19 protein-coding genes, 1 other RNA gene and 1 pseudogene are annotated in these 21169 nt (G+C 63.9%); 4 read left to right on the top strand and 17 right to left on the bottom strand.

Annotated features, from left to right (window positions below):
• The 5 genes from ACIQ3Q_RS09630 to lysA form a co-directional block, all read right to left on the bottom strand.
• Positions 1–1612: TRAP transporter large permease subunit (locus ACIQ3Q_RS09630; RefSeq protein WP_396268858.1), on the bottom strand; the 1612-nt coding region annotated here is incomplete at its 3' end.
• Positions 1613–1614: 2 nt separating this feature from the next.
• A complete protein-coding gene (locus ACIQ3Q_RS09625) occupies positions 1615–2220 on the bottom strand; it encodes a TRAP transporter small permease subunit (protein WP_396268857.1) in 606 nt (201 codons plus the stop codon).
• 175 nt (positions 2221–2395) lie between these two features.
• Positions 2396–2743: a TIGR01244 family sulfur transferase gene (locus tag ACIQ3Q_RS09620; RefSeq protein WP_396268856.1), complete on the bottom strand. Its 348-nt coding sequence runs from the start codon at positions 2741–2743 to the stop codon at positions 2396–2398.
• A gap of 14 nt (positions 2744–2757) precedes the next feature.
• Positions 2758–3204, bottom strand: a complete 447-nt coding sequence (locus tag ACIQ3Q_RS09615) for a GatB/YqeY domain-containing protein (protein ID WP_396268855.1) — start codon at positions 3202–3204, stop codon at positions 2758–2760.
• Between the two features lie 55 nt (positions 3205–3259).
• A complete protein-coding gene (gene lysA, locus ACIQ3Q_RS09610; RefSeq protein WP_396268854.1) occupies positions 3260–4498 on the bottom strand; it encodes a diaminopimelate decarboxylase in 1239 nt (412 codons plus the stop codon).
• A 70-nt stretch (positions 4499–4568) separates the two neighbouring features.
• Between lysA and ACIQ3Q_RS09605 the strand changes: the two genes are divergently transcribed.
• The gene (locus ACIQ3Q_RS09605; protein ID WP_396268853.1) at positions 4569–5468 is read left to right on the top strand and encodes a LysR family transcriptional regulator; all 900 of its coding nucleotides are present in this window, start codon (positions 4569–4571) and stop codon (positions 5466–5468) included.
• 763 nt (positions 5469–6231) lie between these two features.
• Here the strand turns inward: ACIQ3Q_RS09605 and ACIQ3Q_RS09600 are convergent.
• Positions 6232–8841 (bottom strand): annotated as a pseudogene (locus ACIQ3Q_RS09600) (type VI secretion system Vgr family protein); the annotation flags it as partial.
• 235 nt (positions 8842–9076) lie between these two features.
• Complete coding sequence (rpsU, locus tag ACIQ3Q_RS09595; RefSeq protein WP_210807467.1) at positions 9077–9289, bottom strand: 30S ribosomal protein S21; 213 nt, start codon at positions 9287–9289, stop codon at positions 9077–9079.
• A gap of 228 nt (positions 9290–9517) precedes the next feature.
• Here rpsU and ACIQ3Q_RS09590 point away from each other — a divergent pair, with 228 nt between their 5' ends.
• Positions 9518–10366: a 3-hydroxybutyryl-CoA dehydrogenase gene (locus ACIQ3Q_RS09590; protein WP_396268852.1), complete on the top strand. Its 849-nt coding sequence runs from the start codon at positions 9518–9520 to the stop codon at positions 10364–10366.
• Positions 10367–10374: 8 nt separating this feature from the next.
• On the opposite strand, the gene ACIQ3Q_RS09585 is transcribed toward ACIQ3Q_RS09590, so the two are convergent.
• The 10 genes from ACIQ3Q_RS09585 to ACIQ3Q_RS09540 all read right to left on the bottom strand — a co-directional run bounded on the left by ACIQ3Q_RS09585 (position 10375) and on the right by ACIQ3Q_RS09540 (position 18877).
• A complete protein-coding gene (locus tag ACIQ3Q_RS09585) occupies positions 10375–11616 on the bottom strand; it encodes an NAD(P)/FAD-dependent oxidoreductase (protein WP_396268851.1) in 1242 nt (413 codons plus the stop codon).
• Between the two features lie 22 nt (positions 11617–11638).
• A complete protein-coding gene (locus ACIQ3Q_RS09580; protein WP_396268850.1) occupies positions 11639–12463 on the bottom strand; it encodes a sulfite exporter TauE/SafE family protein in 825 nt (274 codons plus the stop codon).
• Entirely contained in the window at positions 12463–12936 is a 474-nt protein-coding gene (locus ACIQ3Q_RS09575) for an EVE domain-containing protein (RefSeq protein ID WP_396268849.1), read from the bottom strand. The genes ACIQ3Q_RS09580 and ACIQ3Q_RS09575 overlap by 1 nt, the downstream gene beginning before the upstream one ends.
• Positions 12937–12980: 44 nt before the next feature.
• Positions 12981–13161: non-coding RNA, 6S RNA (ssrS, locus tag ACIQ3Q_RS09570), on the bottom strand.
• 70 nt (positions 13162–13231) lie between these two features.
• Entirely contained in the window at positions 13232–13561 is a 330-nt protein-coding gene (locus tag ACIQ3Q_RS09565) for a cell division protein ZapA (protein ID WP_396268848.1), read from the bottom strand.
• Positions 13558–13776 carry a DUF904 domain-containing protein gene (locus ACIQ3Q_RS09560; RefSeq protein ID WP_396268847.1) on the bottom strand — a complete coding sequence of 73 codons (219 nt, stop codon included), beginning with the start codon at positions 13774–13776 and terminating at the stop codon, positions 13558–13560. Before ACIQ3Q_RS09560 ends, ACIQ3Q_RS09565 begins: the two co-directional genes overlap by 4 nt.
• Positions 13777–13832: 56 nt before the next feature.
• Positions 13833–14942 carry a lytic murein transglycosylase B gene (mltB, locus tag ACIQ3Q_RS09555; protein WP_396268846.1) on the bottom strand — a complete coding sequence of 370 codons (1110 nt, stop codon included), beginning with the start codon at positions 14940–14942 and terminating at the stop codon, positions 13833–13835.
• 7 nt (positions 14943–14949) lie between these two features.
• Positions 14950–16992, bottom strand: a complete 2043-nt coding sequence (locus ACIQ3Q_RS09550; protein WP_396268845.1) for a transglutaminaseTgpA domain-containing protein — start codon at positions 16990–16992, stop codon at positions 14950–14952.
• The gene (locus ACIQ3Q_RS09545) at positions 16989–17951 is read right to left on the bottom strand and encodes a DUF58 domain-containing protein (RefSeq protein WP_396268844.1); all 963 of its coding nucleotides are present in this window, start codon (positions 17949–17951) and stop codon (positions 16989–16991) included. Before ACIQ3Q_RS09545 ends, ACIQ3Q_RS09550 begins: the two co-directional genes overlap by 4 nt.
• Positions 17951–18877: an AAA family ATPase gene (locus ACIQ3Q_RS09540; RefSeq protein ID WP_396268859.1), complete on the bottom strand. Its 927-nt coding sequence runs from the start codon at positions 18875–18877 to the stop codon at positions 17951–17953. The genes ACIQ3Q_RS09545 and ACIQ3Q_RS09540 overlap by 1 nt, the downstream gene beginning before the upstream one ends.
• Positions 18878–18940: 63 nt before the next feature.
• Here ACIQ3Q_RS09540 and ACIQ3Q_RS09535 point away from each other — a divergent pair, with 63 nt between their 5' ends.
• On the top strand, positions 18941–19876 hold the full coding sequence (locus ACIQ3Q_RS09535) for a histone deacetylase family protein (RefSeq protein WP_396268843.1): 936 nt from the start codon (positions 18941–18943) through the stop codon (positions 19874–19876).
• A 2-nt stretch (positions 19877–19878) separates the two neighbouring features.
• Positions 19879–21141, top strand: coding sequence for a mechanosensitive ion channel family protein (locus ACIQ3Q_RS09530; RefSeq protein ID WP_396268842.1), 1263 nt, complete (start codon positions 19879–19881; stop codon positions 21139–21141).
• Positions 21142–21169: the final 28 nt, after the last annotated feature.

Below are 21169 nucleotides of genomic sequence, written 5' to 3'. Positions count from 1 at the left end.
TGCCGGAGACCAAGCCAGGGTAGGCAATGACCACGGCCACCATGATGAGCTGCAGCACGATGAAGGCGATAGAGCCCTTGTAGATTTGGGGCGTGGTGACGGCCGGGATGGTCTCACCCGTGACCCGATCCTTGTAGTCGCTCTTGGGGGCCACGCTGCGCAAGTAGAACAGCGCAAAGCCAAAGGGCGGTGTGAGGAAGGAGGTTTGCAGGTTCATGGCGATGATCACGCCGAACCAGATCATCACGGCATCCACCGGCACGCCGGGCAGCAAGGTGGGCAGCAGCTTCTCGGCCACCGGCATCAGGATCGGCACCACGATGAAGGCGATCTCGAAGAAGTCGATGAAGCAGCCCAAGATGAAGATCAGGATGTTCACGACGATCAAGAAGCCCAAGGCACCACCGGGCATGTCAGCAAACAGGTGCTCCACCCAGAAGTGACCGTCGGCTGCATTGAAGGTGAAGCTGAACACCGTGGAGCCGATCAAGATGAACAGCACGAAGGTCGCCAAGCGGGCGGTGCTGTCCAGAGCCTGGGTCAGCAGCTTGAAGCTGATCTGGCCGCGCGAACCGGCCATGATCAAGGCGCCCAAGGCGCCCATGGCACCGCCTTCAGTCGGCGTGGCCACACCCAAGAAGATGGTGCCCAAGACCAAGAAGATCAGCACCAGCGGCGGGATCAGGACAAAGGTGACACGCTCAGCCAACTTGGAGAGCAAGCCCATCTTCAGCAGGCGATTGATCAGGGCCAAACCCAGCGCCAAGAACGACGACACGGTCATGGACATGATCAGAATCTCGTCCCCCGCAGCGGGCGTGGTGCGCCCAATCCAGGGGCTGATGATCTGGTCGTGCAACTGAGCCCAACCCCAACCTGCGACGGCGCAAATGCCCAGCAGCAGCAGCAGAGAAATGTGGCCGCTTGCGCCATTGGCCTCTTTGTAGATCCGTGCCTCCATGGGCAAGGCAGGCACCCAAGTGGGCTTGAAGATGGCCACGGCCACGATGAAGGAGAGATACAGGCCCACCAACAACAGGCCCGGCACCAGTGCACCGGCGTACATGTCGCCCACCGAGCGGCCCATTTGGTCAGCCAACACGATCAGCACCAAAGAGGGCGGAATGGCTTGCGCCAAGGTGCCCGAGGCGGTGATGGTGCCGGTGGCGATGGTGCGGTTGTAGCCGTAGCGCAGCATGATGGGCAGAGAGATCAGACCCATCGAGATGACCGCAGCAGCCACCACGCCCGTGGTGGCGGCCAGCAGGGCGCCCACCAAGATCACGGCAATCGCTAAGCCGCCTCGAACGGGGCCAAAAACTTGGCCCACAGTCTCTAGGAGGTCTTCTGCCATTCCGCTGCGCTCCAGCAGAATGCCCATGAAGGTGAAGAAGGGAATGGCCAGCAGCGTGTCGTTCTGCATGATGCCGAAGACCCGCAGCGGCAGAGCCTGGAACAGCGTGGAGCCGAACATGCCGACTTCCATGCCGATAAAGCCAAACAGCAAGCCGGTGGCGGCTAGGCCAAAAGCCACAGGAATGCCGGTCAGCAAAAAGACCAGCAGGCCGCCAAACATCAGCGGCACAAAATTCTGGGTGATGAATTCAGTCATGCTCAGCGAGCCCCCTCAAGCTTTTTGGCGGCCGCAGCGGCCAGTTCTTCGGCCAGCTTTTCTTCGTCCGACTTGGTGTTTGGGTCCACGCTGAACGCGGAAGCCCGGTGACCACCCAGGTAGGCAAAGCGCTTGATCAGCTCAGAGGCGCACTGCAGCAGCAGCAGGCCAAAGCCAGCGGGGATCAGCATCAGCACGGGCCAGCGGATCAAGCCGCCGGCGTTCTGGCTCATTTCGCCGGATGTCCAAGCTGCCGAGAACAGCGGCCAAGACAGGTAAATCATGATGAGTGACAGCGGGATCGTGAAGACGATCATGCCCACCGCATCAATGATGGCATTGGTGCGGTCAGAGAGCCGGGCCGAGATGAAATCGATGCGAACGTGCGCATTGCGCAAGAACACAAAGCCCACGCCCAGCATGAACACGCCAGCGAACAAATACCACTGGATCTCCAAAAAGGCATTGGAGCCAATATTGAAGGCCTTGCGGATGATGGCGTTACCGGCGCTGATGAGCACAGCGGCCAGCACCAGCCAGCGGATGAATTTGCCGACCGTCTCATTCAAGGCGTCGATCAGCGCTGAAAACCTGAGCAGGGCTGCCAAGGGAGTCTCCTAGGAAATCACAACATCGAGGCCTCTCTTTGGAAGCCTCGCTTGCGCCAAGCCGACGCCGCCCCAAACGGACGGCGTGGCCTAGCGTTCCTGGATTGTCAAACCTCAGCCCTGAAACGCCCCTGAAAATTGTTCAGCCAGCGCCCTGGGGATTCCCCGGGGGTGATCAGGCGCCCGTGGCCGCCATGTAGAGGCGGGTCGAGCGTGCGCCAGAGCGGCAGAAGCACAGCAAGGGGCGTGGCACTTGGGCCAACAACTGGCCAAAGGCGGCGATCTCTTCGGGCGATTGGTAGGCGCCTTCGACCGGCAGGTACTGGTAGTTCAAGCCCGCAGCATTGGCGGCGGCTTGCACGGCGCTGTTGAGGGGCTGCTCGGGGCCGCCTTCGCCGTCTGGCCGGTTGTTGATGACGGCGGCAAAGCCCAGGCGGGCCACTTCTGCCATGTCGGTGGGCTCCAACTGAGGCGCCACGTACACATCGGGGGCGATTTCGCGGATGGGGAGGTGAGTGTTCATCATGTCTGTCGTCTTTACTTAGCCAGTGCCGCTTTCACGGCCGCAGAGATCAAGCCCATCTCAGCCTTGCCGGCCAGTTTGGCTTTGGCTGCACCCATGACCTTGCCCATGTCGCCGGGGCCAGCGGCTCCCAGTTCGGCCACGATGGCGGCGACTTCGGTGGCGATCTCATCGGCGGACAAACGGGCCGGCAAGTAGGCCTGCAGCACCACGATTTCCGCGCTTTCTTTGTCGGCCAGGTCTTGGCGATTGGCTTGGGTGTAGGCCGCGACGGAGTCCTTGCGCTGCTTGATGAGCTTGTCCACCAAGCCCACCACCATGGCGTCGTCCAGCACCACGCGCTCGTCCACTTCCTTTTGCTTGCAAGCGGCCAAAAGCAAGCGGATGGTCGAGAGGCGGTCCACCTCTTTGGCACGCATGGCGGCCTTCATGTCTTCGGTGATGCGGTCTTTGAGGCTCATGTCCATTCCTGCAAGGGTTGTCTGTTGGGCGCTATTGTCGCAGCCCAACAGCGCCTCAAACCTGCTCCAGCGCCAGCAACTCAGCCACGGTTTGACGGCGGCGGATCAGGCGGTGAGTGTCACCATCCACCAGCACCTCCGCAATCAGCGGGCGGCTGTTGTAGTTGCTGGACATGGAGGCGCCGTAGGCCCCTGCGTCGTGGATCACCAGCAAGTCGCCCACGCGCGCTTGGGGGAGGGCTCGGCTTTGCACCACGCCGCCTTCGCCCTGGGTGAACACATCACCCGACTCGCAAAGCGGCCCGGCCACCACGCTGTCGCGCATCGCGCGGGCTTGCTCATCGGCGGCGATCAGGCTCATGCCGTGATAGGCGCCATACATGGACGGCCGCATCAGGTCTGAAAAGCCCGCATCGACCATCACGAAGTGGTTGGCACCAACGTCTTTGGTGGCCCGCACTTCGGTGAGCAGCACACCGCTCTCGGCCACCAAGTAGCGGCCGGGTTCCAACTCCAAATGCACGCTGCGGCCCAGGTGGCTGGCCACCTCGCGCCGCGCTGCGTCCCACAGGCTGAAGTAGTGCTCGGTGTCGATGCGCGCCTCGCCGTCACGGTATGGAATGGACAGGCCGCCACCCGCCGAGATGGCCTCAACCGGCACGCCCGCACGCTTGACCAAGTCCACCATGGCGGCACACACCTGCTGCAGGTGGCTGTAGTCGACGCCCGAGCCAATGTGCATGTGCAGGCCCACCAAATGCAGTTGGTGCTGCTGGACAGCGGCCAGTGCGGCGGCAAGGTCGGTGTGCCAAATGCCGTGCTTGCTGTGCTCGCCGCCGGTGTTGGTCTTGTTGCTGTGGCCATGGCCAAAGCCGGGGTTGATGCGCAGCCACACGCGGTGGCCGGGCGAGCGCGCCCCCAACTGATGCAGCATGTCCACCGAGCCGGCATTCACCGGCACTTGATGCTGCACCACCGTCTCTAGCGTGGCGGCGTCCAGCAAGTCCGCGGTGAACACAATGCCACTGGCGCCCTGCGCATTGGGCGCTGCGGTGTAACCCGCCGCCAAGGCGCGCTCGATCTCGCCGCGTGAGACGGCATCCACCACCACGCCTTGCTCGCGCATCAGGCGCAACAAGTGGGTGTTGGAGTTGGCCTTTTGCGCAAAGCGAATGGTGTCAAAGGACTTCAAGTCGGCAATGCGCTGGCGGATGGTGGCCGCGTCATACACCCATAACGGGGTGCCATAGGTCTGGCCAAGTGTGCGCAGCAGGGCGTCTGAAAAGGGGTTCATAGGTCGCATCATGCCCACACTAGGCTATGCTGTGAAATTCCGTTTTGTGGCTTTTTCATTCAATATTGATATGAAACTCACCCATCGCCAGATCGAACTCTTTCGGGCTGTGATGGTGGCAGGCCATGTCACGCGGGCGGCAGAAGCCCTGCACACGTCCCAGCCCACCGTCAGCCGAGAGCTGGCCCGGCTTGAGCAGGTCTTGGGCTTTTCGCTGTTCGAGCGCATCAAAGGGCGCTTACACCCCACGCCGCGAGCGATGGCCTTGTTGGCCGAGGTGGAGCAATCTTTTGTCGGCCTGGAGCGTATTGCCGAGGCGGCTGTGGCCCTGCGTGGCTTTGCCCAAGGCCGGCTTCAAGTGGCTTGCTTGCCCGCCCTGGCGCAAGCCTTGCTGCCTGATGTGCTGGCTCGTTTTGCAGGGCAATGGCCGCAGGCCAGTGTCAGCCTGAGTGCCTTGGAGTCCCCCGCGCTGGAGCGGGCCTTGACGGAGCAAGCGTTTGACGTGGGCCTCTCCGAACGCCCCGAAGCCCCGCCGGGCTGCGAGCGCTTTGCGCTGCTGGCCGCCAACGAAGTGTGTGTCTTGCCACCTGGCCATGCCTTGGCCTCTAAAGCTGTGCTGCACCCCTCAGATTTTGAAGGGCAGCCCTTCATCAGCCTGGCCCCCAACGACCCGTACCGCCAACACATTGACGCCGCCTTTGCGCAGGCTGGGGTGCAGCGCCATATGCGCCTAGAAACACCCAGCGCTGCATCGGTGTGCGCCTTGGTTCAAGCAGGTGTCGGGCTGGGTTTGGTCAACCCAGTGACCGCCCAAGCCTGGCAAGCTCAAGGCCTCGTCATCCGCCCCTTTAGCGTGGCGATTGCCTTTGAAGTGGGCTTGGTGCTGCCCCAATGGCGGGCACAGCATCCGCTGAGAGCAGATTTTCTGAGCGCACTGAAGGGGGTAGTGGGAGGAATGCGGTGGGCTTAGCGGCAGGAGGCGTCGAACTCAAGGTTGGGCGACATCTTTCCCTGACAACTATCCAGTCGACCTCAGACATTTTGAGATTCTTGAATCTGTCATCGGAAGGCTTTAGCTCATACATGGTGTCCTCGGCAGCGCTGTGAGGCTTGACCAAGTAGTCACCGATCTGCAATTGGCCTTTGCGGTGCAGTTCGGCCGCCAACGTTTGATAGGGGCCGGGCTTGTTTTGGGCCATGAGGTAGAACAACGCCGCCATGCCACACAGCGATGACGCACCTTGGTCAATTCGCCATGGCTCGGCCACGCGTTGGGCGGCCTGAGTCTTGATCCGTCCGCCATCAAACCAGCGGAAGCGGCAATGCACGGGCACGGTGGCGCTTGCGCCTGAATTGGCAGACTGAATGAAGGCCCGCACCGTGATGTCGGTGCCGCAGAGTTCGACCTCCTTCAAGGTGAGCGTGGCCATCTGCCCGGAGCCCTTGATCGCTAAGTCGAACACTTTGCCATCGGGGCTCGTCCCGCTGGCCCTCCATTGGATGCTGGTGGGCCTGACGGGCGCTTGGCTTTCAAAGGCCTTCACCTCGAATGCATAGTCCTTGCCATAAACCATGGCCTTGCGGAAGTTGGCGCCAGTCCCGTCGTTGGCCGAGCCTTCGTCCAGTGCGGTGACCAGCTCAATCGCGGCGACTTCATTGAGGGCCGCCATCGTTTCCACCGGCTGACTTTGGGGCAAGGCCAGAGATGCGGCGCTCGCACTCGCTCCCCCCAACATCGCCTGCGTCGCCCCCTTGGCCTCCCAGGTCCCCGGCGTCACAAAGGTGATGTCGCCGCCGTCGAGGATGACGCCGGAGTCCGCGCCAATCAGCTCGATCTTGCTCTGCGCGTTGATATGGATCTCGCCGTTGACGCTGAGGATGGTCACGTCTTTGTCGGCGAGGATTTGCAGCTCGTCAGTGTGGGCGCGCAGGGACACCGGCCCGTTGGCCGCGTGTGCGGTGATGCCGCCGGCGTGGGTGTAAAGGCTCACGGTTTGCCCGGCGACTGTCGCGTGGGTGTGGGCCGCCGCCTCGTGCTGGTCGCCCTGGCTCACACGGGCCAGGTCTTGTCCTGCATAGCTGGCGATGCTGGCGTCGCTCAGCCAAGCTTGGCTGCTGGGGGTGTCCAGCATGATGGTGGGCGTAGCGGGGGCTTCGACCGGGTCGCTCAGGTCGCGCCCTTGGGCTTTCTGGGCCTCTTGGCCATTGACGGCCTGGCTGAGCTTGCCGTCTTGCTCGGGGTCTAGGCTCTTGATCAGCGCCGGGATGCTCTCAGCGTGCGCGGTCAGCGCCTGGGCTTGGCCGGTTTGCGCGGCTTGGCTCAGGCGTTGGGCCAGGTCTTGCGCGCCTTTGAGCTGGGCCACGGCCTCCGTCGCGTCCATTTGCGTGCTCTGGGCACTGCCATAGCTGCCGGGGCGCGCGGTGGTGGTGATGAGCAAGCCTTTGGCAGATCGGATGCTGGCCCAGGCGCGGGTGGCCGCCTCAAAGCCGCTGCCGCGCCAAGCGCCGCGTTGCGCCGTGTGCGCCGCCTGCTGGATCAAATGCCCCAAGCCCACTTCGGCGGCGCTGTAACTGCACAGCAGGCGCATGCGCACTTGGGCGGTGGCGTCGTCCAGCACCCATTGGTTGAAGCCCGATTGATCCAGGCTGTGGCTGTGGATGCCGCTGAGCGTGCCGGGGTGGTTGACCCCCGAATCGACACCGGCTGAGAAGGGCGGTCTATCTTGCCCGTTGTAGAGCGCGGCGGTGATGACGGGGCGGTCAATGTCGCCTTCGATGAACTCGACCAGCACCTCGGTGCCGATGCGCGGGGTGAACATCGCGCCCCAGTTGGCCCCGGCCTGCGGGCTCATCACCCGTACCCAGGTGCCGGATTGGTCGTTGCCCGGCGCATTGCCCTGGGTGTCGGGCGAGTGGCTGTCGTGGGCCAAGCCCCCGGCCACGGGGTTGGCACCGCGCTGCCAGGGGAACTGGATCTTCACGCGATGGTCGCGGTCGGTGGTCAGCGCTTCGCCCTCAAGGCTCACCACCAAGGCGGTTTGTGCGCCAGGGGCCGTGGGCTTGCGCGCAAAGCGGGGGATGACGGGTGCAGCGGCAGGTGCGGCGTGGAACTGGTTGCGGTAGCTGCCGCGCTCGATGGCGCTCAGCCCCAGCAAGGCAGCGGCTTCAGAGCCCAGGTTGTTGGCGGCATGGTGCTCTACCGCAAGAATCGTGAAACGGTTGTCCTCGCGCCCACCCAGCAAGCTGGCTGGTGCATCCAGCACGGCCTTGATCACGCTGCCCAGGCCTTCGGTCAAACCGGCGCCATAGAGCGGGTGGTCGATCAGGCTGAACTGGCGGCCGGCCTCAAAGTGGCGGGTGCTGCCCTGGCCTTCAAAGGTCTTGGTCTGCAATTCCAGCGCGCCCAGGGCCAGCTCGGTGGCGCGTTGCGCGTGGGCCGTGTTTTCATAGCGATAGGCACCGCTGCCGTCATAGACCTCCAGCGTGGGCAGGTCGCCTTGCTCCAGCGCCGTGGCCAGGGTGGCGCTGCTGCCGGCCAGTTCGCGATAGTTCCAGCTGCCCAGGGCCACCGCATTGGGCTGCAGGCGGCGCTGGGTTTTGAAGGCGGTGACGGCGTCCTTCTGGCCTTGAATCTGGGCGGTGGCGTGCTGGGCCGTGAAGCGGGTGTCGCCCAAGTCCACGCGCTGGGCGGCCCGGTCGGTGATCACCAGCGTATGCAAAGCGCTGGTGGCTCCTGCCAGCTCGGCGGCATCACCGGCATGTTCAAAGTGGTAGCTCAAGCCTTCTTCGGCCAGCAGGCGCTGCACAAAGGCCAAGTCACTCTCGCGATACTGGGTGCACAGCGAGCGGCGGCGCAAGGGCTCGGTCACGTCCAGGCGGTACTGGGCCTCGGGGTAGTCGGCGAAGATGTCTTCAATGATCTCCAGCGCCGTTCGGTCTTGGTAGACAAAGGCGTCTAGGCGCTGTTCCAGCAGCGATAGCCAGGGCCGCAGCACCAGGCGATATCGGGCCAGCGCGCCGTCTGAGCCCAACTGGGCGGCCTCAAACACATAACCGTGCCATGGCTTGTACTGGCCGCTGGGTTGCAGCAGGCCCACAGAGACCTGCTCGCCCACCAGTTGCTTGAGTTCGAAATGAGCGGACGTGGAGAGACAATCGATGACCAACTCAAAGGGCTGGCTCACGGCCTCGCGCATCACCATGCGCTCTGGGATCAGGGCCAGGGTGGGCAGGGCGGTGTGGACCTGCAGCAGGCGACCACGGTGGTCGAGCAGAGCCTGAAAGTCAAACCGTGAACTGATTCCGCCCGGTAAGAACGACGGAATGAGTGACGTGAATGACATGGCGCTCCCCAGCGATGTTGAGTGAATGGTTTGCGGCGATTATGCCGCTCCATCTCTGGGGGAGTAGGGCGCTCCTTTGGGGGAGAGCCACGCTGCTGTGTGAAGTTGTGACGCAGTCCACTCTACGGCCATGCAGCAGACACAAAAAAACCCGCTGCGGCGTCCCGAGCGGGTTTTTGGCGCTGCTGGCTGCGTGGCTGCCAGACGGGCAACTGGCCTGTGGGCCAGAGGCTGATCAGTACAGCTTCTTGGGCAGCTGCATGCTGCGCACGCGCTTGTAGTGGCGCTTCACGGCGGCAGACTTCTTGCGCTTGCGCTCAGCGGTCGGCTTTTCGTAGAACTCACGGGCACGCAGGTCGGTCAGCAGACCGAGCTTTTCAATGGTGCGCTTGAAGCGACGCAGTGCAACGTCAAAAGGTTCGTTTTCTTTGACTCGAATCGTGGTCATTTACTCAGGGATCCTTGAGGATAAGTGCGCTCGGTGTCCGCTTGGTTACGGCTTGTTCCGGATTTGCCGCTCCGCCCTGAAGGCAGAGTGCCAACGGATCGACACGCGGGTTTGCTAGCAAAGACGGCGATTCTAGCCTGAAAAGTGGCCGAGGGCAATTTTGCGGGCTGCAAACTCGATAAAGTGTGGCCCAAATTCAATTCTCAACTCGAACAGAAGGAGTCCCGAATGAGCATTCAAACCGTTGGCGTGATTGGTGCAGGCACCATGGGCAATGGCATTGCGCAGGCTTGCGCGGTCAGCGGCATCGCCGTGGTGATGGTGGACATCTCCCAGCAAGCTGTAGACAAAGGCTTGGCTACCGTGGCCGGCAGCCTGGACCGCCTGATCAAGAAGGAAAAGATGACAGCGGCTGCGAAAGACGCTGCGCTGGCCCGCATCAGCACCTCGACCGACTATGCCGCTTTGAAGGGTGCACAACTGGTGATTGAAGCCGCCACCGAGAACGAGGCGCTGAAGATCAAGATCTTGCAGCAGCTCGACACGATGTTGCCGGCCCAGACGATTTTGGCGACCAACACCTCGTCCATTAGCATCACCAAGCTGGCGGCGGCCACGCAGCGGGCCGACCGCTTTGTGGGCATGCATTTCTTCAACCCGGTGCCGATGATGGCCTTGGTGGAGATCATCCGCGGCCTGCAGACCAGCGATGCCACCCATGACGCCGTGGCCGCGCTGGCCGTGACGCTGGGCAAGACCCCCGTCACCGTCAAAAACGCACCAGGCTTTGTGGTGAACCGCATCTTGGTGCCCATGATCAACGAAGCGTTTTTTGTGCTGGCTGAGGGCACCGCCACGCCTGAGGACATCGACAACGCGATGAAGCTGGGCTGCAACCAGCCGATTGGGCCGCTGGCTTTGGCTGACATGATTGGCTTGGACGTTTGCCTGGCCGTGATGAATGTCTACATGGCCGAGTTCAATGACTCCAAGTACCCGCCTTGCCCGCTGCTCAAGGAGATGGTGGCTGCCGGTTGGCTGGGCCGCAAGACGGGCCGCGGCGTTTACACCTACTGAGAATAGCCTCAGGGCTTGGCGGCCAGGGCTTCTGCGCAGGCCATGCCGCTGGCCCAGGCCCACTGGAAGTTGTAGCCCCCGAGCCAGCCTGTCACATCCACCACTTCACCAATGAAGTAGAGGCCAGGCTGCAGGCGGCTCTCTAGGGTTTGAGAGGACAGGTCGCGGGTGTCCACGCCACCGGCCATCACCTCGGCCTTGTTCCAGCCCTCGGTCCCTGCCGGGGTGAGCTGCCAGGCGTGCAGGCTGTCGGCCACGCGGCTGATATGGGCATCGGGCACCTGGGGCATGGGCAGGGTGGCGTCCAGGCCCAGCATTTGCAGCCAGGTGTCGGCCATGCGCTGGGTCAGCAGGCTGGCCAACTCATTGCCCAGCTGCCGCTTGGAGCGTTGTTTGGCAGCGCGCAAGGCCTCGGCCACATCGACCTGCGGCAGCAGGTTGATCGCTATGGGCTGGCCCGGCTGCCAGAAGCTGCTGATCTGCAACACCGCCGGGCCGCTCAGGCCCCGGTGTGTGAACAGCAAGTCTTCATGAAACTGCACCGGCGGTGGCGCTTTCTTGCTCTTGCCCGTTGCTGCAGGGAGGGTGCTGATCAGCACCGGCATCGCTTGGCCCGCCATCGCCACAAAGGGCGCCCATTCGGTGGCGGCAAAGGTCAGCGGCACCAGGGCTTGGCGCGGTGCCACGATGCGGTGGCCCAGGCGTTCGGCCAGTTTCAGGCCAAAGTCGCTGGCGCCGATCTTGGGCACGGGCAAGCCCCCGGTGGCTACCACCACGCTGTGCGCTTGCACAGCCCCGCGCGCGGTCTGGGCCAGCCAAGTGCCGTCGTCCAGGCGCTCAAGGTCTTGCACGCCGCAGGGCTGCCAGCGCTCCACGCCACCGCGCTCGCACTCGGCCAGCAGCATGCGGATGATCTGCTCGGCAGAGTCGTCGCAGAAGAGTTGGCCTTTGTGCTTCTCGTGAAAGGCAATGCCATGCTGCTGCACCAAGGCGATGAAATCTGCCGGGGTATAGCGGGCCAGGGCCGAGCGGCAAAAGTGCGGGTTCTCGGAGAGAAAGTTGGCCGGTGTGGCCTCGCGGTTGGTGAAGTTACAGCGGCCACCGCCCGAGATACGGATTTTCTCGGCCACTTTGGGCGCGTGGTCCACCAGCAGCACCGACAAGCCGCGCTGCCCCGCTTGGGCCGCACAGAACAGGCCAGCCGCACCGGCGCCAATCACCAGTGCATCAACAGGACGTGCGTGAGTCATGATTCAGCCATTCGCCCCATCGTCAGCCCGCAAGGGCCTTCCACAACATATAGGCCGCCAAGGCATACAACAGGACTGCAAAGGCCTTTTTGAGCTGCGCGACATTCATGGCGTGGGCCGTTCGTGCGCCTAGCGGCGCCATGGTCACGCTGGCCGCAGCAATCACCACCAAAGCCGGCAAATACAAAAACCCAAATGCGCCGGGCAGGGCGGGGGGCAAAGACCAGCCGCCCAGCACATAGCCCAGCGTGTTGGCCAAAGCAATCGGAAAGCCTAAAGCGGCGCTGGTGGCCACGGCGTTGTGGATGGGCACATTGCACCAGGTCATGAAGGGCACGCTGACAAAGCCGCCTCCCGCACCCACCAAACCCGAGAGAAAGCCAATTCCCGTGCCTGCGGCCGTTTGCCCGGCCATGCCTGGCATTTGGCGGCTGGGCGTGGGCTTGGTGTTGCGCAGCATTTGGGTGGCCGAGAAGCTCACAAACAAGCCAAACACAGCGGCCAGCACTTGGCCTTTGAGCAGAGCAAACGCACCGGCCCCGGCGAGCAAGCCGCCCAGCACAATGCCCGGCGCCATGCCTTGCACCAGGGGCCAGCGCACCGCGCCGCGCTTGTGGTGGGCCCGCACGCTGGAGAGCGAGGTGAAGGCAATAGTGGCCATGGAGGTGGCAATCGCCATCTTGACGGCCATATTGGCCGGCACGCCGCGCTGGCCCAAGATGATGGTCAGAAAGGGCACCATCAGCATGCCGCCGCCAATGCCCAACAGGCCCGCTAAAAAGCCGGCAACTAGCCCCAGGCTCAGAAGCTCCAGCAACAGGACAGGATCCAACAATGCGTTCAGCATCAGAGTTTCTCGGGTTCCAACAAGGCCAGCACAGCCTGCCATTCTTCAGGGCTGACGGGGGTGATGGACAAGCGGCTGCCGGGTTTCAGCAGCACCATGCTGGCCAGCTCTGGGTGGCTGCGCATCTCGCGCAGGCTCAGCAGCCGTGTCTGGCGCCGCAGCTTGACATGCACATGCACCCAGCGCGGTTTGTCTCGGCTGGCTTTGGGGTCGTAATAGGGGCTGTGCGCATCGAACTGGGTTTCATCCACCGTCACGCCGCTGGCCACTTCAGCCAGCCCCGCAACGCCGGGCTCGGAGCAAGACGAGTGATAGAAGAGCACGCCGTCCCCCACGCGCATGGCATCGCGCATGAAGTTGCGCGCCTGGTAGTTGCGCACGCCCGTCCAGGGCACGGTTTGCTGTGGCAGGCGAGCGAGGTCGTCGATGGAGCACTCGTCGGGCTCGCTCTTCATGAGCCAGTATTGCGTCATGGGGATGAGGGCGCCAAGCAGGGATGCGGCCCAAAAGGTGGGGGGGTGTCCGCCGCAAGCCGTGGGCCGCATTCCTGAACCCAAGGGTTACAGGTGGGCGAGGTCAGCATGGCTTCGGGTTCATCTGACGCGAGACGATCACACCAGCCTTGCAATGTTCCAAGCCCTTGCTCGCGAAAGCATCGGTTCAAGGAAATATAAAACCCACGCGGATGCGACGGACAACTGCATTCTAGGCCTGCCACGCTGGAGGAACGGCCGTGAAGACCGCAAAACCCCTGCGTGCTCGCAAGATTCAGAGCAAATGACCGTCGCCGCCCAAGACGCCGTCGAGGCGGTCGATCATGCGGTCCAGCGATGCGGTGGCCTCGGCGTCCAGGCTCTTGTCGGCCACATCGGGCGCGGCCTGTCGTTGTGGCGTGGCCGGGCGCTCGGCCAACTGGTAGGCCAGGTTCAAGGCGGCCAGCACCGCCATGCGCTCGCGGGCCTTGACCTTACCGGCGTCGCGAATGGCGCTCATTTCGTCGTCCACCAAGCGCACGGCGGCTTGCAGCAAGGCCTCGCCGCCCTCGGGGCAGGCCAGCAAATAGCTCTGGCCCAGGATGGTGACTTCCATTTGCTTCATCCACCTTCTCCTGGGGGGCTAGCGTCTTGGGTTGGCAGGCGCTCCAGCAAGGCGTCGATGCGCGCACGCGCAGCCCCGAGCCGAGACTTGAGGCTGTCGCGCTCAGCGCTCAGTGAATGCACCTGTTGGGTGAGCAGGGCATTGGTTCGGGCGAGTTCTTCGTGGCGCAGCACGAGCCGCTCGATGCGATCAGCAAGATCGGACAGTCGGGACATGGGCGTGGCGTGAGAGGCTGTCGGGTGGAAGACCATTGTAGGGGCGAGGGCGACACTCAAGGCTTGGCCTCAGGCCGCGCTTGGCGCAGGCTGCGCGCCAGCTCGATGACGGCCATGGCGTAGTAGCTGGACCAGTTGTAGCGCGTCACCACGTAGAAGTTCTTGGTGCCCGCCACATGCACCGGAGCGCGCTCGCCCATTTGCAACTCCACCAAGGCCAAGGGGCCTGTGTAGGCGCGTCCGGCTTCGTCCAGCTCGGCACCGCGCTCGGCCATTTGTTGGGCGGTGAAGGTGGGCACGATGTCCGGTGCCAGCAGGTGTGCGCGGTCACGCGTATCGGTGGGCGGCTTGACGGCAAAGTGGGTGGGCTGGCCCCGCTCCCAGCCAAATTCCGCAAAGTAATGGGCCACGCTGCCCACCACATCGGCACCGTGAGAGTTCAGATCGATCTTGCCGTCGCCATCAAAATCAATCGCGTACTTGAGGATGCTGCTGGGCATGAACTGCGGCAGGCCGATCGCACCGGCGTAGGAACCTTTGACGCTGTGCGGGTCGCGGCCCTCGCGGGCGCACCAGCGCAGAAAGGCCTCCAGCTCATCACGATAAAAGCCGCTGCGGTCGGAGCGCCCTTTGGGGAAGTCGAAGGCCAGGGTTGCCAGGGCGTCGATGACCTTGAAGTCGCCGGTGATGCGGCCATAGTAGGTTTCCACACCAATGATGGCCACGATGAAGGAGGCGGGCACGCCATAGCGGGCCTCGGCTTGGCGAAGACTTTCTTCGTGCTGGGCCCACCAGCGCACGCCCTCGCGCACACGCTGGGCATCCACCATGCGGGCCTTGTAAGCCTCCCAGTTTTTGGCCACCCCAGCCGGCGGTGGCATGACCAGTTGCGCCACTCGCGGCAGATAGCGCGCAGTGGCCAGTTGCTTCACGGCCCAATCGACGGGCAGTTGGTGGCGCTCTGTCACTTGCTGGGCGAAGGCCACCACGTCCTCGCGCTGGCCGTACTGCACCACGTCCGGTGCGGTGTCTGAGCGGGCAGCAGCCGCTTTGCCTTTGCTTGGCGCTGCGATGGCCGCCAGCGGGCCTGCCAATACGGTGGTGACGGCGAGCAAGGTCAGGGCAGACCTGGCAGAGTGCGAAAGGAGTGAGGTGCGGTAGGGCATGGCGGGATTATCTGGGCTTGGGAATACTGCGCATGGCTTGCCTGAAACCACGCCACCAGGCTGTGGTGTTCTGGCCGCGTTCTTGGGCATTCTTGGGCGCGTAGCGCTGTGCATGCAGGTCCAGCAAGGCTTGGGTGGCGGCCTGGGCGGCGGCGCCGTGTTTGCCGCGCAGCGCCAGCGCCCAGGTGTGCGGGTCTTGTGCTGCGGTGGCCGCAACACCTGCCCCTTGCAGCTCAGCCAAGATCTTCTGAGTAAGGCGTTGCCAGGGGGCTTGGCGGCGGGATTCGCGCCACGCCCACAGGGCGCCTAGCAGCCCGACGGTGGCGGCGATCAGCACGATCAAGCGCAGCAGTGACACGGCGTCCACCTTGCCCCAACCCCATTGCTCTAGCCATTGCTTTTGCTGGTCTTTGCCATAGCTCAGCACCCACACATTCCAGCGGTTATCCAGGGTTTCGGCCCAGCGTCTCAGGGTCTGACGCAGACCGGGGCTCACTGCATCAAAGGCCCCCAGCACCAAGCCTGGTGGCGCGCTCAGGGTTTGGCCCTGCTGCACGCGCTCGGGGGCCACCGCGGCCGTGGGGTCCACGCGCAGCCAACCGACCTCGGGCTGCCAGACTTCGGCCCAGGCGTGGGCATTGCTCTGGCGCACCACCTGCTGCCCGTCTTGCAGCAGCTTGTCTGCACCTTGGTAGCCAGTGACGATGCGGGCGGGCACGCCCATGGCCCGCATGATCACCACAAAAGAGGCCGCGTAATGCTCGCAGAAGCCGGCCCGTCGCCCGAGCCAAAACTCATCCACCGCATCGCCGAGGTAGGCACCAGGGCTCAGGGTGTAGACGAAGTTTTCTTGGCGAACATGCTGCAAAACGGCTTCAACCAACTGTGGCACGGTCGCCCCTTGCAGCGCGGGCTGGCTGCGCAGTTGCAGCGCCCAGGCGCGGCTACGCGGGTGTTTGCCGGGCGGCAGGGCCGTCAGCCGGGCGCGGGCGTTGTCGCTCAGGCTGCGCACTGGGTGCTGGGCCAAGGCCTGGCCGCTCAAGCGCACCCGCTGCGTCAGCGGTGCGCTCAAACTCCACTGCCCGGCGTTATCTGGCCCCGCAGGCAGCGTGGCCAGGGGCGGGTTGGCCACGGGCTTGTCCACGGTGAACTCTGGCAGCGGCAGCCAAGAGATCTGCAGCGGCTCCAGGGTCATCTCGTAGCGCAGGGGGCGGGCCTCCAGCGCTTGCTCTGCCAGGTCTGGCCGGGGCCGCCCAGGGCTGGCGCGCCAGCGTTCACCGTCATAGTCGGTCAGCACCGGTCCACGAAAGTACAGGCTGTTCGCAGGCTGTGGCGCGCCGGTAAACCGAATCCGAAGGGCAATGCTGTCGTCCGTGGCCAGCTTGGCCACATCACCCAGTTTCAATTGGTCTGACAAACCTGTGCGCGCACCGTCAGTGGGTAAAGCCCAAAGCGGCCCTAGGCGCGGAAAAAGCAGGAACAAGGCCACCATGACCGGCGTACCCCACAACGTGGCCTTGGCCGCCAGGCTGGCCGCTTGCCGGATGGGCGGTGTGCCTGCGGGCATGTGGGCCAAGGTCAGTGCCGTGAGCCAGCCCCACACCGACAGCGTCATGCCCACGGCGGTGAGCAAAGACTGCGAGTTCAGGAAATTGGTGAGCACCAAAAAGAAGCCCAGGAAGAACACCACCAAGGCGTCACGGCGGGCTTTCAGCTCCAGCGTTTTGGCGGCCATCAGCACCACCAGCAGGGTCACGCCGGCTTGACGGCCCACCAGGGTGCGCTCACTCCAGTACGTCAAGGCACCCGTCAGAACCACCAAAGCGATCAGACTCCAGCGGCCGGGCAGTGGGCGTTCTGTCCAGGCCAAACGGGCGCGCCAGGCCAGCACGCCCAGGCTGACCACCGAGACCCACACCGGCAGGGTAGGTAGGTGCGGCGCCATGGTCCAAGCGATCAAGGCCAGCATGAACAGCGTGTCCCGCGCTTCTCGCGAGGGTGGTTGGGGCCAGCGCCAGCGCAAGCTAAGGTCTGGGGTGCGCTCGCTCATCGTGGCTGTCCCGCTTTGTTGAACAGGGCCAAGCGCTGCAGCGCCGCGTGCTGGTGTGCCGCGCCTTGGGCCAGTGGCAACTCCTCAGCGCCCAAGCGCAATCCCCATTGCAGGCCTTGGGCTTCAGCGGCCAGCACCCACGTGGCCAAGCGGCTGAGGCGCAACTCCGGGTCCGCTGCCTGGGTGTGGCTCCAGTCCAGCCACAGGCGCTGGGCCACGCGGCTGCTGCGGTCACGGCTCACCAACTCGCCCGTGCGGGCTACTTTTTTCCAGGCGACTTGCCGCAACGAGTCGCCACGTTGCCAGGGGCGTATGCCCTCGACCTCGTCACGGCCCACGCGGCTTTGCGCCCCGTCGCCTTCTGGGTTGTCCGCCAAATGCGGCAGGGGCGGTGGGGTGGCCTCCAGCGCCGGGTAGATCCAGGCCTGGCCAGCCGGGCGCCAGAGCGACCAGGCCCTGAATAGGCCAAAGGGGAAACGGCATTCGACTTGCAGCGCGGGCAGGTCATGATGCCCACGCTGGCGCGCCAGGGTGCTGAGCACCACCGGCGTGATGCCTTCGGCGGCAATGTCCACCCAGACCTTGGGCTCGCGGCCTTGTAAGCCAAAACCCAGGCCAAAGCGCTGGCGGCCGGGGTTGTGCACGCTGATCTCCAGGCTCATGTCCTGGCCCGCGTGCGTGGGCTGAGGGGGGCGCACCTGCAGGCTCAGCCCACGCAGGCTGGCATGGGTGATGTGCAGCGAGGCGGCAGCACTGCCCGCCAGCAAAAAGGTCAGGGCGTAACCCAGATTGAGCTGGTAATTGATGGCGGCCACCAGCAGCAGCAGCAGGGTCAGGCCAAAGGCCCAACCGGCCCGGGTGGGCAAGATGTAGACGTTGCGCTGCGTGAGGGTGTGCACAGCCACCGGGCGCAGCCGTGCCAGCCACCAGTCGCGCCACCAAGCCTGTGGGCTGCGCATCAGGGCAATCCCACGGCCTCGATCATGGCGCGTACTTGTTCGCGGCGCCCGCGGCCTGCACCCGGCACCGGATGCAAGCGGTGTACCAGCGCTTGGGGCAGCACTGATTGCAGATCATGCGGGCTGACGTGATCGCGCCCAGCCATCAGGGCGCGTGCTTTGCCCAGGCGCAGCACACCCAAGGCGGCGCGGGGGGACAAGCCTTCGGTGAACCAGAGGCCAGAGCGGGTCTCGGCGATCAAGGCTTGCAGGTAGTCCACCAGCGCTTCAGAGGCATGGATGCCGCGCACCGCTTGCATCAGCGTCTTCAACTCTTCCGGGCTGATGACCGGCCGCAGCTTGGCCAAGGTGTCTCGGCGGTCTTCGCCTTGCAACAGTGCGCGTTCAGCCCGCTTGTCCGGGTAGCCCAGGCTGATGCACATCAAGAAGCGATCCAATTGGCTCTCGGGCAGCGGAAAGGTACCGAGTTGCTCGGTCGGGTTTTGGGTGGCGATCACGAAAAACGGCGAGGGCAGGGCGCGGGTGGCGCCGTCGGCACTGACCTGCTGCTCCTCCATGGCTTCGAGCAGGGCACTTTGGGTCTTGGGGCCAGCACGGTTGATCTCGTCGGCCAGAAGCACTTGGGTGAACAGCGGGCCGGGGTGGAAGACGAAGGCCTCTTTGGCGCGCTCGAAGACGCTGACGCCAATCAGGTCGCTGGGCAGCATGTCTGAGGTGAACTGCACGCGGGCAAACTGCAAACCCAGCGATAGGGACAGGGCATGCGCCAGGGTAGTCTTACCGACGCCGGGTATGTCCTCGATCAATAAGTGGCCACCAGCCAACAGACAGACCAAGCTGTCTTCCACCTGGGCGGCTTTGCCCACGATGATCGTGCTAATCTGATTCTTGAGGTCAGTCAAACGAGACTGCAGCTGAGCGTTCATCATTCAAGGACGATAACGCACTTCCAAAAGACACACAGGCCGGTGGACCCGGCCAATCCTGACATGACGACGGCATATTTCTCGCATCCTGACTGCCGCGCCCACGACATGGGCGCCGGACACCCCGAGTGCCCCCAACGCTTGGACGCCATTGAAGACCACCTTCTGGCCACCGGCCTGGACGTAGCGCTGACCCGCATGGACGCGCCGCTGGTGGAGCACAGCGACCTGATGCTGGCTCACGCTGAGGGCTACCTGATAGAGCTCAACGAGTTCATGCAGCAGGCGGCCGAGACCGGCGAGCACCGCGCCCTGGACCCCGACACGACCGTCTGCCCACACACGTGGCGGGCGGCCTTACGTGCGGCGGGTGCAGCCGTGGCGGCCACAGACGCCGTGATCGATGGCCGCGCTGAAAACGCGTTTTGCGCCATTCGCCCGCCCGGCCACCACGCGACGCGCAACGAAACCATGGGGTTTTGCTTTTTTAACAATGTGGCGGTGGCGGCTCGGCATGCCTTGGATGTGCGGGGTTTGAGCCGCGTGGCCATCATCGACTTTGATGTGCATCACGGCAATGGCACCGAAGACATCGTGGCTGGGGATGAGCGCATCCTGATGGTCAGCTTTTTCCAAGACAAGCTCTACCCTTACAGCGGCGGCGTGCCCAAGGGCGAGAACATGCTGAACTTGCCCATCCCACCTTACACGCGGGGGGCGGAGATTCGGGAACTGATTGAGGCCAACTGGATGCCTCGCCTGAATGACTTCAAGCCGGAGATGATTTTCATCTCGGCCGGGTTCGACGCTCACCGCGAAGACGATTTGGGGCAACTCGGGCTGGTGGAAGCCGATTACGAGTGGATCACCCGCCGCTTGGTGGACGTGGCGCGCACGCACAGCCAAAAGCGCATCGTGTCTTGCTTGGAGGGCGGCTATGCGCTAAGCGCACTGGGCCGCAGTGTGGCGGCGCACTTGCGTGCCTTGGCTGACGTTTAAGCATGGGTGAGCATTTCTTGCCAGGGTTGGACCTGGGCGCTGCGCTGGGCACATTGCGCCAGCCGAGTGCATGGATAGAGCTGGCAGTGGCCTTGAGCTGCCTGGGCATTTCGTGGGTCTTGGTGCGGCTGATGCGGGGCGCTCAGGCACCCGAGCGCTCTATCTGGTTTGGCCGCAAGATCGTCGACGGCGTGCTCTTCCCGGTGCTTGCACTGGTGTTGGCCTATGCGGCCAAACGCTTGCTGATTGCGATGGCTGTGCCGGTGGCAGTCTTCAAGATCGTGCTGCCGGTGCTGATCTCCTTTGCCATCATCCGGCTCTCGGTGCGGGTGCTGCATGCGGCCTTTCCGGAGTCGAAACTGGTGAAGGTCGCTGAGCGGACCATCTCCTGGATCGCTTGGCTCGCCATGGTGGCCTGGATCACTGGCGTCCTGCCTTTGCTGCTAGAGGAGTTGGATCAAATCCACTGGAAGCTCGGCGGCAGCAATGTCTCCATGCGCACGCTGCTCGAAGGCGCGCTGTCAGCGGGCTTTGTTTTGGTGCTGGCGCTGTGGGTCTCGGCGGCCGTGGAAGACCGTTTGCTGCGCGGGGCCACCGGTGAGCAGCTCTCACTGCGCAAGGTGGCCGCCAATGCGGTGCGCGCGGTGCTGGTGTTCTTGGGCCTGCTGCTGGCCTTGTCGGCCGTGGGCATCGATCTGACCGCGCTCTCCGTGCTGGGCGGCGCCATCGGCGTGGGCTTGGGTTTTGGCCTGCAAAAGCTGGCCGCCAACTATGTGTCGGGCTTTGTGATCTTGGCCGAGCGCAGCCTGCGCATTGGTGACATGGTCAAGGTCGACAACTTTGAGGGCCGCATCACCGACATTGCCACCCGCTACACCGTGATCCGCGCCCTGAACGGTCGCGAGGCCATCGTTCCCAACGAGATGCTGATCACGCAGCGGGTCGAGAACTCTTCTTTGGCGGACCCGCGTGTGTTGGTCTCGACCATGGTGCAAGTGGGCTATGGCACTGATCTGGATGTTTGCATGCCCGCACTCATTGCGGTGGTGGCTGGCGTGCCCCGCGTGATGGCCGACCCCGGGCCTGTGGTGCAGCTGTCCAACTTTGCGGCGGATGGGCTGGAGCTGACCATCAATTTCTGGATCTTGGACCCCGAGAACGGGCAGGGCGGCGTGCGCTCTGATGTGAACCTGGCGATCTGGAAGTACCTCCAGGCGCAAGGCATTGAGGTGCCGTACCCACAGCGGGTGGTGCACCAGGCCTAAGGCGGGCCAAAAGCAAAAACGCCCTGCA

The sequence above is a fragment of the Ideonella sp. genome (assembly GCF_044358605.1).
Taxonomy (GTDB): domain Bacteria; phylum Pseudomonadota; class Gammaproteobacteria; order Burkholderiales; family Burkholderiaceae_C; genus Ideonella.
This window is presented reverse-complemented; position numbering and strand designations above follow the sequence as displayed.

What these genes read in the sequence shown, in the direction of transcription:
- ACIQ3Q_RS09545 (WP_396268844.1), bottom strand. Translation starts at nt 17,951, where the DNA reads ATGCGCAGCCCACAGGCTTGGTGGCGCGACTGGTGGCTGGCACGGCTG.
- ACIQ3Q_RS09620 (WP_396268856.1), bottom strand. Translation starts at nt 2,743, where the DNA reads ATGAACACTCACCTCCCCATCCGCGAAATCGCCCCCGATGTGTACGTG.
- mltB (WP_396268846.1), bottom strand. Translation starts at nt 14,942, where the DNA reads ATGCCCTACCGCACCTCACTCCTTTCGCACTCTGCCAGGTCTGCCCTG.
- ACIQ3Q_RS09575 (WP_396268849.1), bottom strand. Translation starts at nt 12,936, where the DNA reads ATGACGCAATACTGGCTCATGAAGAGCGAGCCCGACGAGTGCTCCATC.
- ACIQ3Q_RS09530 (WP_396268842.1), top strand. Translation starts at nt 19,879, where the DNA reads ATGGGTGAGCATTTCTTGCCAGGGTTGGACCTGGGCGCTGCGCTGGGC.
- ACIQ3Q_RS09560 (WP_396268847.1), bottom strand. Translation starts at nt 13,776, where the DNA reads ATGTCCCGACTGTCCGATCTTGCTGATCGCATCGAGCGGCTCGTGCTG.
- lysA (WP_396268854.1), bottom strand. Translation starts at nt 4,498, where the DNA reads ATGAACCCCTTTTCAGACGCCCTGCTGCGCACACTTGGCCAGACCTAT.
- ACIQ3Q_RS09605 (WP_396268853.1), top strand. Translation starts at nt 4,569, where the DNA reads ATGAAACTCACCCATCGCCAGATCGAACTCTTTCGGGCTGTGATGGTG.
- ACIQ3Q_RS09580 (WP_396268850.1), bottom strand. Translation starts at nt 12,463, where the DNA reads ATGCTGAACGCATTGTTGGATCCTGTCCTGTTGCTGGAGCTTCTGAGC.
- ACIQ3Q_RS09535 (WP_396268843.1), top strand. Translation starts at nt 18,941, where the DNA reads ATGACGACGGCATATTTCTCGCATCCTGACTGCCGCGCCCACGACATG.
- ACIQ3Q_RS09550 (WP_396268845.1), bottom strand. Translation starts at nt 16,992, where the DNA reads ATGAGCGAGCGCACCCCAGACCTTAGCTTGCGCTGGCGCTGGCCCCAA.
- rpsU (WP_210807467.1), bottom strand. Translation starts at nt 9,289, where the DNA reads ATGACCACGATTCGAGTCAAAGAAAACGAACCTTTTGACGTTGCACTG.
- ACIQ3Q_RS09585 (WP_396268851.1), bottom strand. Translation starts at nt 11,616, where the DNA reads ATGACTCACGCACGTCCTGTTGATGCACTGGTGATTGGCGCCGGTGCG.
- ACIQ3Q_RS09615 (WP_396268855.1), bottom strand. Translation starts at nt 3,204, where the DNA reads ATGAGCCTCAAAGACCGCATCACCGAAGACATGAAGGCCGCCATGCGT.
- ACIQ3Q_RS09590 (WP_396268852.1), top strand. Translation starts at nt 9,518, where the DNA reads ATGAGCATTCAAACCGTTGGCGTGATTGGTGCAGGCACCATGGGCAAT.
- ACIQ3Q_RS09565 (WP_396268848.1), bottom strand. Translation starts at nt 13,561, where the DNA reads ATGAAGCAAATGGAAGTCACCATCCTGGGCCAGAGCTATTTGCTGGCC.
- ACIQ3Q_RS09540 (WP_396268859.1), bottom strand. Translation starts at nt 18,877, where the DNA reads ATGAACGCTCAGCTGCAGTCTCGTTTGACTGACCTCAAGAATCAGATT.